At 56.7% G+C, this 13,685-nt stretch carries 12 protein-coding genes and 1 pseudogene; 8 read left to right on the top strand and 5 right to left on the bottom strand.

The window, feature by feature from the left end; translation table 11 throughout:
* The first annotated feature begins 4 nt into the window (after nt 1-4).
* From OGX84_RS13860 to OGX84_RS13840, 5 genes are read left to right on the top strand one after another with little or no spacing between them, the layout of a single operon-like run.
* Nucleotides 5-964, top strand: a complete 960-nt coding sequence (locus tag OGX84_RS13860) for a FecCD family ABC transporter permease (protein ID WP_370906253.1) — start codon at nt 5-7, stop codon at nt 962-964.
* Nucleotides 961-1,719: an ABC transporter ATP-binding protein gene (locus OGX84_RS13855; RefSeq protein ID WP_112002020.1), complete on the top strand. Its 759-nt coding sequence runs from the start codon at nt 961-963 to the stop codon at nt 1,717-1,719. Before OGX84_RS13860 ends, OGX84_RS13855 begins: the two co-directional genes overlap by 4 nt.
* A 9-nt stretch (nt 1,720-1,728) precedes the next feature.
* Nucleotides 1,729-2,541: a class I SAM-dependent methyltransferase gene (locus tag OGX84_RS13850; protein ID WP_112002019.1), complete on the top strand. Its 813-nt coding sequence runs from the start codon at nt 1,729-1,731 to the stop codon at nt 2,539-2,541.
* Nucleotides 2,538-3,395, top strand: coding sequence for a ModD protein (modD, locus tag OGX84_RS13845; protein ID WP_112002018.1), 858 nt, complete (start codon nt 2,538-2,540; stop codon nt 3,393-3,395). The genes OGX84_RS13850 and modD overlap by 4 nt, the downstream gene beginning before the upstream one ends.
* A 23-nt stretch (nt 3,396-3,418) precedes the next feature.
* A complete protein-coding gene (locus tag OGX84_RS13840) occupies nt 3,419-5,389 on the top strand; it encodes a TonB-dependent receptor plug domain-containing protein (protein ID WP_012132095.1) in 1,971 nt (656 codons plus the stop codon).
* A gap of 55 nt (nt 5,390-5,444) precedes the next feature.
* On the opposite strand, the gene OGX84_RS13835 is transcribed toward OGX84_RS13840, so the two are convergent.
* Both OGX84_RS13835 and OGX84_RS13830 read right to left on the bottom strand, forming a co-directional pair.
* Nucleotides 5,445-7,559, bottom strand: coding sequence for a TonB-dependent siderophore receptor (locus tag OGX84_RS13835; RefSeq protein ID WP_286458085.1), 2,115 nt, complete (start codon nt 7,557-7,559; stop codon nt 5,445-5,447).
* A gap of 276 nt (nt 7,560-7,835) precedes the next feature.
* A complete protein-coding gene (locus OGX84_RS13830) occupies nt 7,836-8,090 on the bottom strand; it encodes a GlsB/YeaQ/YmgE family stress response membrane protein (RefSeq protein ID WP_012132092.1) in 255 nt (84 codons plus the stop codon).
* Between the two features lie 203 nt (nt 8,091-8,293).
* Here OGX84_RS13830 and ycgR point away from each other — a divergent pair, with 203 nt between their 5' ends.
* The gene (gene ycgR / locus OGX84_RS13825) at nt 8,294-9,028 is read left to right on the top strand and encodes a flagellar brake protein YcgR (RefSeq protein WP_112002016.1); all 735 of its coding nucleotides are present in this window, start codon (nt 8,294-8,296) and stop codon (nt 9,026-9,028) included.
* Between the two features lie 12 nt (nt 9,029-9,040).
* Here the strand turns inward: ycgR and emtA are convergent, their stop codons facing one another.
* Nucleotides 9,041-9,652: a membrane-bound lytic murein transglycosylase EmtA gene (gene emtA / locus OGX84_RS13820; RefSeq protein ID WP_012132090.1), complete on the bottom strand. Its 612-nt coding sequence runs from the start codon at nt 9,650-9,652 to the stop codon at nt 9,041-9,043.
* Nucleotides 9,653-9,752: 100 nt separating this feature from the next.
* Here emtA and ldcA point away from each other — a divergent pair, with 100 nt between their 5' ends.
* Together ldcA and OGX84_RS13810 are read left to right on the top strand one after the other, a co-directional pair.
* Nucleotides 9,753-10,667 (top strand): muramoyltetrapeptide carboxypeptidase, encoded by a 915-nt coding sequence (gene ldcA, locus OGX84_RS13815; protein WP_112002015.1) that lies wholly within the window; start codon nt 9,753-9,755, stop codon nt 10,665-10,667.
* Between the two features lie 96 nt (nt 10,668-10,763).
* The gene (locus OGX84_RS13810) at nt 10,764-12,497 is read left to right on the top strand and encodes a potassium/proton antiporter (protein WP_047463283.1); all 1,734 of its coding nucleotides are present in this window, start codon (nt 10,764-10,766) and stop codon (nt 12,495-12,497) included.
* On the opposite strand, the pseudogene OGX84_RS22855 reads toward OGX84_RS13810, so the two are convergent.
* Nucleotides 12,435-12,644: pseudogene (locus tag OGX84_RS22855) on the bottom strand (hypothetical protein); the annotation flags it as partial. The gene OGX84_RS13810 and the pseudogene OGX84_RS22855 sit on opposite strands and share 63 nt — an antisense overlap.
* A complete protein-coding gene (dadX, locus tag OGX84_RS13805; RefSeq protein WP_112002014.1) occupies nt 12,605-13,675 on the bottom strand; it encodes a catabolic alanine racemase DadX in 1,071 nt (356 codons plus the stop codon). The pseudogene OGX84_RS22855 and the gene dadX, both read right to left, overlap by 40 nt.
* Nucleotides 13,676-13,685: the final 10 nt, after the last annotated feature.

Below are 13,685 nucleotides of genomic sequence, written 5' to 3'. Positions count from 1 at the left end.
CCTGATGCTGGGGATTGCCCTTCTCTGTATTGCCTTTGCCAGCGTATCGGGCGCTTATCACCTCGATGCCCGGCAGGTGCTGGCGATGATCTTCAGCCATGACACGGTGCCGACACAGGATCAAATCGTGTTCTGGCAGATCCGCCTCCCCCGCATTCTCGCCGCGCTGCTGCTGGGCGCTGCGCTGGCGGGCGCGGGCACGACGTATCAGGGGATGTTTCGCAATCCGCTGGTCTCCCCGGATATTCTCGGCGTTGCCGCCGGAGCGGGTTTAGGCGCATGTACGGCAATTTTGCTGGGCCTGCCGATTTTGTTTATCCAGCTCTACGCGTTCGGCGGCGGTCTGCTGGTGGTTGCTGGCGTCTGGCTGATTACCCGTCGGGTGACGCGTCACGACCCCGTATTAACCCTTGTGCTGGTGGGTATCGCGCTCGGTACGCTGTGCGGCGCGGGAATTTCCCTGATAAAAACGCTGGCCGATCCCTATACCCAGTTGCCCTCCATCACCTTCTGGTTACTCGGCGGGCTCTCTACCATCACGCTGCATGATCTTTGCTTCTCAGCGCCGCTGATTCTGTTCGGCGCCATCCCTTTGCTGCTACTGCGCTGGCGTATGAATTTACTGACGCTTTCAGATGATGAAGCCCGTTCCCTGGGCATCAACGTTACCCGCCTTCGGCTCGCGCTGATTGTCTGCGCGACGCTCATCACCGCCAGCACGGTGGCGATTGCCGGGATTATCGGCTGGATAGGGTTAGTCGTGCCGCATATCGGCAGGTTGCTCACCGGCAATAACCACCAGCAGTTGCTTCCTGTCTCAATGGGCGCCGGCGCCATTTTACTGCTGCTGACCGACACGCTCGCGCGCGCAATCAGCAGTACGGAGATTCCACTGGGGATCCTCACCGCATTTATCGGCGCCCCTTTCTTTTTGCTGCTTCTGCTGCGTGGAGGACGCCAATGACACGACTGACGGTTCGCCACGCCAACCTGGGATACGCCCGACGCCCGGTTTTGCGCGACGTCTCTTTTACCGTACCGGCGGGAGAAATTTGCTGTTTACTCGGCGCAAACGGCAGCGGCAAGACCACGCTAATGCGCACCATTCTTGGCGTTCTCCCCTTGATCAGCGGCGACATCCTGCTTGATGGCGTGGCGGTGCGGCGTTTTTCAGACCGGGAGCGCGCCAGCGCCATTGCCTGGGTGCCACAGGCGCACGACGGTGCGTTCGCCTTCACCGCTCTGGATATGGTGATGATGGGGCTGACGCCGAAAATGGCGGCATTCGCCGTTCCCGGCGCCAGGGAGCGAGAAATTGCCCACCAGCAGCTCGCCGCGCTTGAAATCGTCCATCTGGCGCACCGACGCTGGAACACCCTGAGCGGCGGAGAGCGTCAACTGGTGCTGATCGCCCGCGCCCTGACGCAACGCCCTCGCCTGCTACTGCTGGATGAACCCGCCTCCAGCCTCGACTTTGGTCACCAGATCCGCCTGCTCGACACGCTGGTGACACTGAAAAAAACGGGGATGGCGCTACTGATGTCAACCCATCATCCGCTCCATGCCAGGGCGATAGCCGACAGCGTCGTACGCGTGGAGTCCGACGGCCAGGTATCGCAAGGCGCGCCAGAGCGCCAGCTCGCTGCCGACAATCTGGCCGCGCTTTATCGGGTCTCGCCCACACAAATCCACCGCCATCTTTTTGGCGATCAGCAATAAGGGACAGCCATGCTCATTGATGACATTGATTTTGCAGACCTCTACCGCCAGCAACTGTTGCAGGCGAAACGAACGGAAAAAACGCCCGACCATTGGGATAAACGGGCAGAGAAAATGGCAGAAAACTGCGCGTCGCCGACGGACACCTACCTGCAACAGCTGATGGATAAAATGGATTTGCAGGGCGTGAACTCGCTGTTTGATATGGGCTGCGGCCCGGGCACCGTCTCGCTGGCGTTAGCGGGCAAAATACCGCATATCTGCGGCGTGGATTACAGCCCCGGAATGCTGCGCGTTGCCGCCCGTCGCGCGACAGAGCAACGGGCAACCCATGTTCACTGGGTGCAACGCGCCTGGGAAGAGGACTGGAGCGATCTCCCGCGCTGCGATATCGCCGTGGCCTCCCGCTCAACGCTCGTTGCGGATATGCGCCAGGCGATGACAAAGCTCAACAACCAGGCGCGGCTGCGCGTCTATACCACGCACCTGGTCAGTTCCTCTTTTGTTTCCCCCACTATCCAGCGCGCGTTGGGTCGCGAGGTTATCGAGCTGCCTAACTATATTTATGCCCTCAATGTCCTGTACCAGATGGGGATCTGCGCCCATGTCGATTTTATCCGTGGACAGAACTGCCAGCAGGACAACAGTACCTGGGAACGCTTTGCTGAGAACGTTCGCTGGAGCATGGGCGACATCAGCGATGAAGAGCGTGAGCGTCTGTACCGCTGGTATCAACAGCAGGATGCCAGCGCCCTTGCCCCGGCCAGCCGGGACTGGGCGCTGATCTGGTGGGACAGCATTCCACAAAAGGCGCTGAAATGATCTACTTCTCACACGCACAGACGGACGCATTGCTGCTGGAGGATATTCAGGGAGGCGACCTGACCACACGCGCTCTGGGCATCGGCAATCTGCCAGGCCGCATGACCTTCCGCCATCGCCAGGGCGGCTGCGTGAGCGGCATTGCCGTGGCCAGACAAATGTTGCAGTCGCTGGGGCTGACCGTCCTGGAGCAGATGAACGACGGCGAGCGCGCCGCAGCCGGTCAACAATTGATCAGCGTCAGCGGGAATGCGGCGGCGCTGCACCAGGGCTGGAAGGCCGTACAAAACGTACTGGAGTGGAGCTGTGGCGTTTCACACTATCTCGACAGCATGCTTCACATCCTGCATAGCCGTTACCCTGACGGGCAAATAGCCTGCACGCGTAAAGCCATTCCCGGCACCCGGCTGTTAGCCGCACAGGCGGTGCTCGCCGCAGGCGGAATCATTCACCGCGCCGGGTGCGCGGAAACCGTGCTGCTGTTTGCAAATCACCGCCGCTTTCTCGCCCCCGGTAACGACTGGGCCGGGGCCATTTCGCAGTTGCGCCGTCATGCCCCGGAAAAAAAGATCGTCGTCGAAGCAGACACTCCAGAGGAAGCCCTTGAAGCGCTCCGCGCAGGCCCCGACGTTTTGCAACTCGACAAATTTACCCCACATCAGGCGGTGGAGGTGGCCCGGACGGCGCCTTCACTGGCCCCCCATTGTACGCTGGCGCTGACTGGCGGCATCAACCTCGCCACTCTGGCGAGTTATCTCGACTGTGGTATCAGGCTCTTTATTACATCCGCACCGTACTACGCACCACCGATGGATATCAACGTCATCCTGAACCCGGACGAAAGTGACATATAACATTGATAAATGGAATAAAAACAATGAAATTCACTCAGAGTTGTCTTTACACGGCATTATCGGTAGCTTTTGCGCATAATGCGTTTGCTGGGCAAGAAAGCGACACCATGACCGTCTGGTCGAGCCCCGCCTCTGCGGCGACCACCACGGTGCTTGGTCAACAAACCATGCAGGATCTGGATAAGCAGAATGTGGCGCAGGCATTAAGCGTCATCCCCGGCGTGGCGTTGCAAAAATCAGGCAACCGCAACGAACAGCAGGTCAAAGTTCGCGGTTTTGACAGCCGCCAGGTTCCGATCTTTTTCGACGGCGTGCCGGTTTACATCCCTTACGACGGCAACCTCGACTTAGGGCGCTTCCTCACCTCGGACATTGCCTCCGTTGAGGTGTCCAAAGGCTACTCATCGCTGTTGCAAGGCCCTAACCAGATGGGCGGCGCGATCAACATCACCACCAAAAAACCGACAAAACCTCTCGAAGGGAGCATAGGTTATCGCCAGGGATGGAGCCGGAGCAAAGATAACGCCCACGATATGCACGCCTCGTTTGGCGCCAGTAATGAGCTGGGTTATCTGCAAGTCAGCGGTAGCCAGTTGAAGCAGGATTTCCTGGGTCTGCCGCACGGGGTGGACAACGCCATTGCAGGCAGCAACGGGAAGATGATCAACTCGTCGGCAGATGATAAACGGGGCATTGTTAAGCTGGGCTTCACGCCGCGCGAAAATGACGAGTACACCCTGACCTATATCAACCAGGACGGTGAAAAGGACAACCCGCCATACGCAGGCACCAGCAGCCAGAAGTCGCGCTACTGGCAGTGGCCGCAATACGATAAAGAGAGTTATTACTATCAGGGCACCACGCATCTGGGCGATCGCTTCACGCTGAAAAGCCGGCTTTATCGCGACACCTTTGAAAACACGCTGATGATGTACAACTCCCTTGCCGACCTGAAAAACAAGAAAGGTAGCTACAGCCACTATTCCGATTACAGCGATGGCGCAGGGTTACAACTCGCCGCCGAAATGCGTGAAAACGATCTGCTCTCGTTCGCCGTTAACTGGAAAGATGACGTCCACCGTGAAAAAGGCGCGCCGCATGCGGCATACGATCGCTATGAAGACCGTACCTGGTCGTTAGCCAGCGAATACCAGTGGGCCGCAGCCGATAATGTGGATGTCGTGGCCGGTATTAGCTATGACTGGCGTGACAGTCTGGAAGGGATGAAACACGAAAAAGACGGCAGCGTAACCCACTACGACGACAACAACCAGTCGGCGTTTAACTGGCAGGTCATGACCAAATACCACTTCGCAAACGAGGACACGCTGGCGCTCTCTTACTCTGACCGGACGCGTTTCCCGACGCTCAAAGAGCGGTATACCACGTCGAAACCGGCGTATAACCAGGTGGCTATCGTCAACCCGCAGTTAAAACCCGAACGCGCCCGCAGCGTGGATCTGACCTGGAACGGTTCGCTGACCCGCGACTGGGGATTCGAGGTCAGCGTGTACTATAACCGCGTAACCGACGCAATCCTGTCGCACAACATTGATGCCGATACGATCCAGAACCGCAATAGCGGCCGGGTGGATTACACCGGTCTGGATGCCGGAATCAAAGGCAATGTGTCTGAAATGCTGGATGTCGGGCTGAGCTACGGGCTAATCCACGCGGACGTCAAGCGTGATGAAATCGGTGAAATCACCGATTTGCCAACGCAGACGCTCACCGCATGGATGACGCTCAAGCCGTGGGAACCGCTGAGTGTTACGCTGTCAGAAGAGGCGCGTTCCTCCAGCTACAGCAATTCAGACGGTTCACAGAAAGCGGGCGGATTTGCCATTACCCATATCCGCGCGGATTATGCGGTGGGCTACGGTTTTAGCGTCAATGCGTCCGTGAACAACCTGTTCGATACGAAGTATGCCTACAGCGAAGGGTTTATCGAGGAAGGCCGTAATTTCTGGGCCGGGGTGGAATATAAGTTCTGATTGTTCCGCCGAATGAAAACGAACCCGGCCTGCGCAATTGCAGGCCGGGTTGCTATCAGAAGCTGTAGCTGGCGCCAACCTGAACGGTGCGGTCGCGGCCAATCCAGCAGTTGTTGTCGTCGTAACAGCTAAACGTCTCTTTGTTGGTAATATTCTGCGCGCTGGCCTTCAGCGTCACCCCGCGCAACGATGGGATCGCCTCTCCCAGACGGTAAGAGACGGCCATATCATACTGCGTCGTGCCGCCGAGTTTGCCTTTGTCGTTAGCTGGCGAGATCTCCATCGGCCCGGTATAACGGACGCCCGCACCAACGTTCAGCCCGCGCAGCGGCGTATTATCAAAGGTGTAATCGCCCCACAGGTTAAACGCGTTTTCCGGCACCTGAGTCGGACGTTTGCCTTCATACGTCTCATCTTCCGTGTTGATCGCATGGGTATAGGCATAGTTGGCGATCAGCGTGACGTTATCCGCCGGACGGCTGACAATCGACAGTTCGGCCCCTTTTGACTCAATCTCGCCGGTCTGACGGTAATCCCAGGTTGGCGTGGCGGAAAGCACATTTTTCTGGCGGATATTAAACACCGATGCGGTAAAGGTGGTCGCGTATTCCGCCAGCAGGTATTTCACCCCGCCCTCAACCTGCTTGCTGGTGGTCGGCTTCACCTCTTTCGAGGTCAGAGTCCCTTGCGGCGAGATCGGCTTAAAGCCTTCGGAATAGCTGATAAATGGAGAGATCCCATTTTCAAACGCATATAACGCACCGAAACGTTTGGTGACGCGATCCTGTGAAATCCAGGTTTTATCGCCGTTTTGCAGATAGTCGGTCGTGGCGGAACGATAGTCATCGTAACGCACGCTCGCCAGCAGGTTCAGGCCGCCAAACGCAATCTGATCCTGAAGATAATAACCATTCTGCTGATAAGAGAGACGGTTATTCTGCGCAGTACTCAGCCCTAAATCGTCGGTATGAATCTGACGATAGTTCGGGTGGCGCATGTCGATCCCCGGCGTGCTGCTGGCATAGCGGTAGAAGTAATGGCTGTCGAGCTTCTGGTAATCGAAGCCTGCCAGCAGATGGTGCTGCCAGTCGCCTGACACTACCGTTTTCGTAACCTGGTTGTCGATGTTAAAACTTTTCAGGTCTTCATCGGTCGTGTAGGCAAACCGGTTCAACTCCCAGACCGGATTCCCCGTATTTCCGGTGGAGTAGACGCTGCGCTGGTGGGTGTCCACATCAAAGTAGCGCGCTTTCTGATTGAAGCCCCAGCCGCTGTCAAACTGGTGTTCAAAGCTGTAACCCAGCATCCATTGACGCTGCTTAAAGCCGCTCCACTCATCTCCGGCAAAATCACGACGCCCCGCATACTCTGAACGCAGATAAGAAATGGGCAGCGGGTTGGAAGGCGACAGCGACGGTGTATTCTGCGCCAGCGCATCAATCGTCAGACGCGTTTTGTTGTCCGGTTGCCAGGTAACGGACGGGGCAACCAGATAGTTTTCATAGCGGGAGGTATGCGGTTGATCATCCCCTTCCGTCGCCTTGCTGAGTAAACGGTAGTTCCAGTCGCTGTCGCTGATTCGCCCGGTTGAATCCAGATAACCCTCTTTCAGATTACGGGTGCCGGTGTTGAAGCCCACTTCCGTTTTCTGTTCCGCCTGCGGTTTTTTACTCTGGATGTTTACCAGTCCACCCGGCGATCCATTGCCGTACAGCACCGAGGCCGGGCCTTTCAGAATATCCACGCTTTCAATCAGCAGCGGATCAATACGCGCTTTGGTATTCCCGGTCACGTTGTACGGCAGTTGCAGGCCGTTGTAATACTCCTGATCCACCGTAAAACCGCGAATCTTATATTCGCTCATATAGGAGGTATTACCGCGAACTTCCGTTGACACGCCCGGCGCGTAGCGCAGAATTTCATTCACCGAGTTGGCGTGGCGTTGCTCAATCTCCTGCCTGTCGATGGTGTTGATCACCTGCGGCGTTTTGCTTTCCGGCACGGCGGATTTGGTGGCGCTGTTGGTCCAGGCCGGAAGAAGGCTCTCCTGCCCGGCGGCAGTGACCACAATGGTCGACTCTTTTGCCTCTTCAGCATAAGACGGGACAGCCAGGGCTAAGGTGATACATCCAGAGAGCGCGCGTAATGTGAAACGATGAGTTGTTTTCATGAGCAAATTATTATATGTGAAATGGAATGACAATTATTCTCATTTTTATTCACAAATCAAGCCAGCTTTCGCCGTTAATCCGGCCAGGCGTTGCTCAGGAATACAGATTGTTCTGACGTCTGTTGAATCCCCGTAAACGTGCCGGGAAGACGCCTCCCCTGACACGTTCACGACTGATAATGCGCCAGAGCGATAATGGGCATCAAGTGAACGGAAAACACGCCAGGGTAGCATGTCGCCGATTTACGCACTCATCCCCACATCCGCTCTGTTCATTTAATTGCGCCGCAGAAGGCGAAAAACGCCGAGCACAACAATCGCCCCGACGACGGCCACCAGGAAACTGTGAAGATTGAACCCGCTGATGCTGCCGCCGATACCAAACATGGTTGCCAGCCAGCCGCCGACAACCGCACCAACGATACCGAGAATACAGGTCAGTATAAAACCACCGCCATCGCGACCCGGCATAATCAGCTTAGCGATAACACCTGCAATCAGACCAAAAATAATCCAGGCAATAATTCCCATATTCAGGCCCTCTTTCCAGTGAAAGCATGCGCAAGACGTTCTTGCGCCAGTCCCTTAAGTATAGGCAAATCAACCGGCCATGCTTTTCATCCTGCGACGTTATGCGCTGGCGTTGATAAAAATTTCACCCATTTGTCTTAAGTTCCGTCATGCCATGCCGATAACCAAACGATAATCTGTCAGGCATCCAGGAGTCATTACGCGTGAGTCACTACAGTGAGCAGTTCCTGAAGCAAAACCCGTTGGCGGTATTAGGCGTACTCAAAGATTTAAACAAGAGCCAGGTGCCGCTACGCATCTCCTGGGCCGGGGGGCAGTTCATCAGTAAGATTCTGGACGTTAACGCGGAAAAACTGGTGATGGATTTCGGCAGCCAGGACTATGAAAACATCGCCGTTCAGCGCGCCAGACAGATAACCATTACCGCAGAAACGCAGGGCGCGAAAGTGGAGTTCACGCTGGATCAGCTCACCAGTGGCGAATACCAGCAGCTTCCGGCATTTATTACCGCGCTGCCGCCCGAGCTGTGGTTCGTTCAGCGCCGGGAGTATTTCCGTATTTCCGCGCCTTTACATCCCCCCTACTACTGCCAGGCGAAAATGCCGGACGACAACACGCTACGTTTTCGCTTGTTCGATCTCTCGCTGGGCGGCATGGGCGCATTGCTGGAAGCGACAAAACCCGCCGGATTAACCGAAGGCATGCGCTTTTCGCAAATTGAGCTGAACATGGGGCAATGGGGCGTTTTCCACTTTGACGCCCAGCTTATTTCCATCAGCGAACGCAGAGTGATTGACGGGAAAAATGAAACGATTACCACTCCCCGCCTGAGCTTTCGTTTTCTCAACGTCAGCCCGGCGGTGGAGCGGGAATTACAGCGGATTATTTTCTCTCTTGAACGGGAAGCGCGGGAAAAATCCAATAAGGTGCGTGAATAACCCCCGTGCGGGTTACATCGCATCCAGCGCTTGCTGGAGTTTCCAGATATAACGCGGCGCCTGTGGCGCAGGATGATTTTTGGCAACGTGCTCGAAAAACTCATCCGCGCTCAGATCGTTGATTTTCTCAATCGCTTTTTTGCGATCGGAAGAGAACGTGCGCAGCAGCGCGCCCGCGCCATTGGCATAAGAGACCACCAGCGCGTACTGCATCACCTGCGGATCGTTAATACCGGCCAGCGACCCGTGTTCCAGAATACTCAGGTACGCCGTCCCCATCGAGATATTCCGCTCCGGGTTTTTCAGTTCGCTGGTCGACGGTTCGCCGCTCCAGCCCATATGACGATAAACATCGCGCCCGGACGTCGAGGCCTTCAACTGCATTAACCCAACCGCCCCGGATTTACTGACCACCGTCGGATTACCGCCCGATTCAATCGCGATGATCGCGGTAATCAGACGCGGGCTGACGCCCCAGGCTTCCCCGGCTTTTTCACTTATCGGCATCCACTGCATTGCCCGTTTAACCGGGACTTCGGCGTTCCAGGGCGGATTCTTGTAATCCTGCTTTGAACTACAGCCCGCCAGCAATACAACCAAAAAAGCAAACCATCTCAATTTCACGTCATCTATCCTTATAGCCGGAATTCGCCGCTGCGAGTGACAACGACATGCTCAATCGGCATGATATACATTTGGTTTTAGATGTCAGCAAGGAATTGCCATGTCCCTGTTTCACTTAATCGCCCCATCGGGTTACTGCATCAATCAGCAAGCGGCTTTACGCGGCGTACAACGGCTGATCGAATCCGGCCACCAGGTGGATAACGCCGCCGTCATTGGCCGCCGTGACCAGCGTTTTGCCGGTTCAGACGCCGAGCGTCTGGCGGATGTTAACGGCCTCGCCCGCCTGATGACGCCCGATACCATTGTGATGCCGGTTCGCGGTGGTTACGGTGCCAGTCGTCTGCTGGAGAGCATTGACTGGCAGGCGCTCATCACACGGCAACAGGCGAACCCGCTGCTGATCTGCGGCCACAGCGATTTTACGGTGATTCAGTCCGCCCTGCTGGCGCTGGGCAAGGTGATAACGTTTAGCGGCCCCATGCTGGCGGCGAATTTCGGCGCGGAGGAGATGAACACCTTCACCGAGCGCCATTTCTGGCGGGCCTTGTGCAACGCGCAGTTCACGGTGGAGTGGCAAGGTAACGGCCCGACATGTGAAACGGAAGGCACGCTGTGGGGCGGCAATCTGGCCATGCTGGTCTCCCTTATCGGCACCCCGTGGATGCCCGCCATTGAAAATGGCGTACTGGTGCTGGAGGATATTAACGAGCATCCTTTCCGCGTTGAGCGAATGCTCCTGCAACTGTATCACGCGGGGATTCTGTCCCGGCAGAACGCGCTGATATTGGGCAGTTTCAGCGGTAGCGCGCCGAATGATTACGATGCCGGTTACGATCTTGACGCGGTTTACGCGTTTCTGCGTTCCCGTATCTCCATCCCCGTCGTGACCGGTCTGGATTTTGGTCATGAGCAACGCACCGTTACGCTGCCGCTCGGCGCCCACGCGGTGCTAAAAAATGGCGAAAATGGCAGCCAACTCACACTCTCCGGCCATCCTGTCCTCAAATCATAAAAAAAGCCGTCGCCTGGGCTAAGTAAAACGCTGTTTCTGTCGTTATTATGTTAGGGTTTATTATTAGAAACAGCGTAATTCAGGAGTAACATAACGTTGGATGCCGCAGCCATTATTAGTCTTTTCATTTTAGGTTCAGTCCTCGTAACCTGTAGTATCTTATTAAGTTCATTCTCATCTCGTCTTGGCATCCCTATTCTGGTTATCTTTCTCGCGATTGGCATGCTCGCGGGTGTTGATGGCGTTGGCGGTATCCCGTTTGATAATTATCCTTTCGCGTACATGGTGAGTAACCTCGCGCTGGCAATTATTCTGCTGGATGGCGGGATGCGTACCCAGGCCAGCTCCTTTCGCGTCGCCCTGGGCCCGGCGCTCTCGCTCGCGACGGTAGGGGTACTGATTACCTCCGGTCTCACCGGCATGATGGCCGCCTGGCTCTTTCATTTGAATCTCATCGAAGGGCTGCTGATTGGCGCCATTGTCGGTTCAACGGATGCGGCTGCTGTTTTTTCTCTGCTGGGTGGTAAAGGGCTTAACGAACGCGTCGGTTCGACGCTGGAAATCGAATCCGGGAGTAACGACCCGATGGCGGTTTTCCTGACCATCACGCTGATAGAGATGATTCAGAAACATGAGACCGGCCTGAGCTGGCTCTTCGTGCTCGATATCATCCAGCAGTTTGGACTGGGGATCATGCTGGGGTTAGGCGGCGGATATCTGCTTCAGCAAATGATTAACCGGATTGCCTTGCCCACCGGGTTATATCCGCTGCTGGCGCTGAGCGGGGGAATTCTCGTTTTCGCCGTAACCACCGCGCTGGAAGGCAGCGGCATTCTGGCCGTTTACCTGTGTGGATTCCTGCTGGGCAACCGCCCTATCCGCAACCGGTTTGGCATCCTGCAAAACTTTGACGGCCTGGCCTGGCTGGCGCAAATCGCCATGTTCCTCGTGCTGGGACTGCTCGTTACGCCATCCGATCTGCTGCCTATCGCCGTTCCGGCGCTGGTGCTGTCGGTCTGGATGATTCTGGTGGCTCGCCCGCTCTCCGTTTTCGCGGGCCTGCTGCCGTTTCGGGGCTTTAATCTGCGTGAGCGGATCTTCATCAGTTGGGTGGGGCTGCGTGGCGCCGTACCCATTATCCTGGCGGTTTTCCCGATGATGGCCGGGCTGGAGAATGCCCGACTGTTTTTTAATGTCGCATTCTTTGTGGTGCTGATATCGCTGCTGTTCCAGGGAACGTCCCTGACCTGGGCGGCCAAAAAAGCCAAAGTGGTGGTGCCTCCCGTCGGCTGGCCGGTTTCGCGTATCGGGCTGGATATTCACCCGGAAAACCCCTGGGAGCAGTTTGTCTACCAGTTGAGTGAAGATAAGTGGTGCGTCGGCGCCGCGCTGCGCGATCTGCACATGCCGCAGGAGACCCGTATCGCCGCCCTGTTTCGCGACAACGTGCTGTTCCACCCGACCGGAAGCACCCGTTTACGCGAAGGCGACGTTCTGTGCGTTATTGGACGTGAGCGCGACCTTCCGGCGCTGGGCAAACTGTTCAGCCAGTCGCCGCCGGTCGCGCTGGATCAGCGTTTTTTCGGCGATTTTATTCTCGAAGCCAATGCGAAATTTGCTGACGTCGCCCTGATTTACGGCCTGGACGAGGGAACGGAATATCGCGATAAACAGCAGACGCTGGGGGAAATCGTGCAGCAGTTGCTGGGCGCCGCGCCGGTTGTGGGCGACCAGGTGGAGTTTGCCGGCATGATCTGGACGGTCGCAGAGAAAGAAGACAACGCCGTGCGTAAGGTCGGGGTTCGCGTCGCGGGGGATGAAATGGAATAATGGAGACGCTGCCGGATGGCGGCGTTGACACGCCTTATCCGGCCTACACTCTGCCCTCTGTAGGCCGGATAAGCACAGGCGCCATCCTACGGCGCCACAAAAAAAAGTTACGCTGTCACAACCGGAACACGCGGCGCCAGCGCGCACATCAGTTCATACCCCACCGTTCCCGCCGCAGAGGCGACATCATCAATCTTGATCTCTTTCCCCCACAGTTCCACAGACGTACCGATACCCGCCTGCGGGCACGGCGTCAGGTCCACCGCCAGCATATCCATCGACACGGTGCCAACCGTTCCGGTACGCACACCGTCCACCAGCACTGGCGTGCCGTTTGGCGCATGACGGGGATAACCATCCGCGTAGCCCGCCGCCACAATCCCGATGCGCTGCTCCTGAGTCGCGGTATAGCGTCCGCCATACCCGACCCGATCGCCCGCTTTCAGCGTCTGTACGCCAATAATCTGGCTGCTCAGGGTCATAACCGGTTTCAGCCCGGTATTGGCGATATCCCGCCACTGCCCTGACGGCGATGCGCCATACAGAATAATTCCGGGTCGCACCCAGTCGAAATGGGCTTCAGGATGCCACAGCGTAGCCGCTGAATTCGACAGCGAGCGACGGCATTCAAGCCCTTCCGTCGCATGGGCGATTTTCGTCATCGCCTGGTCGATCCCTTCCGGGTGCTCAGCATCGGCAAAATGCGACATTAACGTCATTTCGCCCACATTCGGCAGCGCCCGCAGTTGCTGCCAGACAGTCTGTACCCGCTCGGGTAAAAAACCCAGCCGGTTCATGCCGCTATTCACTTTGAGATAAACATCCAGCGGCGCGTTCAGGCGCGCGTTTTGCAACACTTTGAGCTGCCAGTTGCTGTGTATGCAGGTCGTCAGACGGTATGTGTCATATATGGCCAGCTCGTCGGCATGGAAGAACCCTTCCAGCATTAAGATCGGCCCTTTCCATCCCCGCTCTCGCAGCGTAATCGCCTCTTCGAGATTGAGCATGGCAAAGCCGTCGGTCTCCCCCAACGCCGTCCAGATACGCTCGATACCATGTCCGTAGGCATTGGCTTTCACCACCGACCAGACGCGAGCGTCCGGGGCGGCCTGGCGCACAATGCCAAGATTTTGTTTCATCGCCTGCAGGTCAAGGCTGGCCAGTATAGGGCGGGTCATCTCGCTTCCT

This window comes from Citrobacter sp. CK202 (assembly GCF_030333225.1).
Taxonomy (GTDB): Bacteria; Pseudomonadota; Gammaproteobacteria; order Enterobacterales; family Enterobacteriaceae; genus Citrobacter_B; species Citrobacter_B koseri.
Note: the sequence above shows the minus strand (reverse complement) of the source record. Positions and strands in the feature narration are given on the sequence as shown.

What these genes read in the sequence shown, in the direction of transcription:
- OGX84_RS13860 (WP_370906253.1), top strand. Translation starts at nt 5, where the DNA reads ATGCTGGGGATTGCCCTTCTCTGTATTGCCTTTGCCAGCGTATCGGGC.
- OGX84_RS13855 (WP_112002020.1), top strand. Translation starts at nt 961, where the DNA reads ATGACACGACTGACGGTTCGCCACGCCAACCTGGGATACGCCCGACGC.
- OGX84_RS13850 (WP_112002019.1), top strand. Translation starts at nt 1,729, where the DNA reads ATGCTCATTGATGACATTGATTTTGCAGACCTCTACCGCCAGCAACTG.
- modD (WP_112002018.1), top strand. Translation starts at nt 2,538, where the DNA reads ATGATCTACTTCTCACACGCACAGACGGACGCATTGCTGCTGGAGGAT.
- OGX84_RS13840 (WP_012132095.1), top strand. Translation starts at nt 3,419, where the DNA reads ATGAAATTCACTCAGAGTTGTCTTTACACGGCATTATCGGTAGCTTTT.
- OGX84_RS13835 (WP_286458085.1), bottom strand. Translation starts at nt 7,559, where the DNA reads ATGAAAACAACTCATCGTTTCACATTACGCGCGCTCTCTGGATGTATC.
- OGX84_RS13830 (WP_012132092.1), bottom strand. Translation starts at nt 8,090, where the DNA reads ATGGGAATTATTGCCTGGATTATTTTTGGTCTGATTGCAGGTGTTATC.
- ldcA (WP_112002015.1), top strand. Translation starts at nt 9,753, where the DNA reads ATGTCCCTGTTTCACTTAATCGCCCCATCGGGTTACTGCATCAATCAG.
- dadX (WP_112002014.1), bottom strand. Translation starts at nt 13,675, where the DNA reads ATGACCCGCCCTATACTGGCCAGCCTTGACCTGCAGGCGATGAAACAA.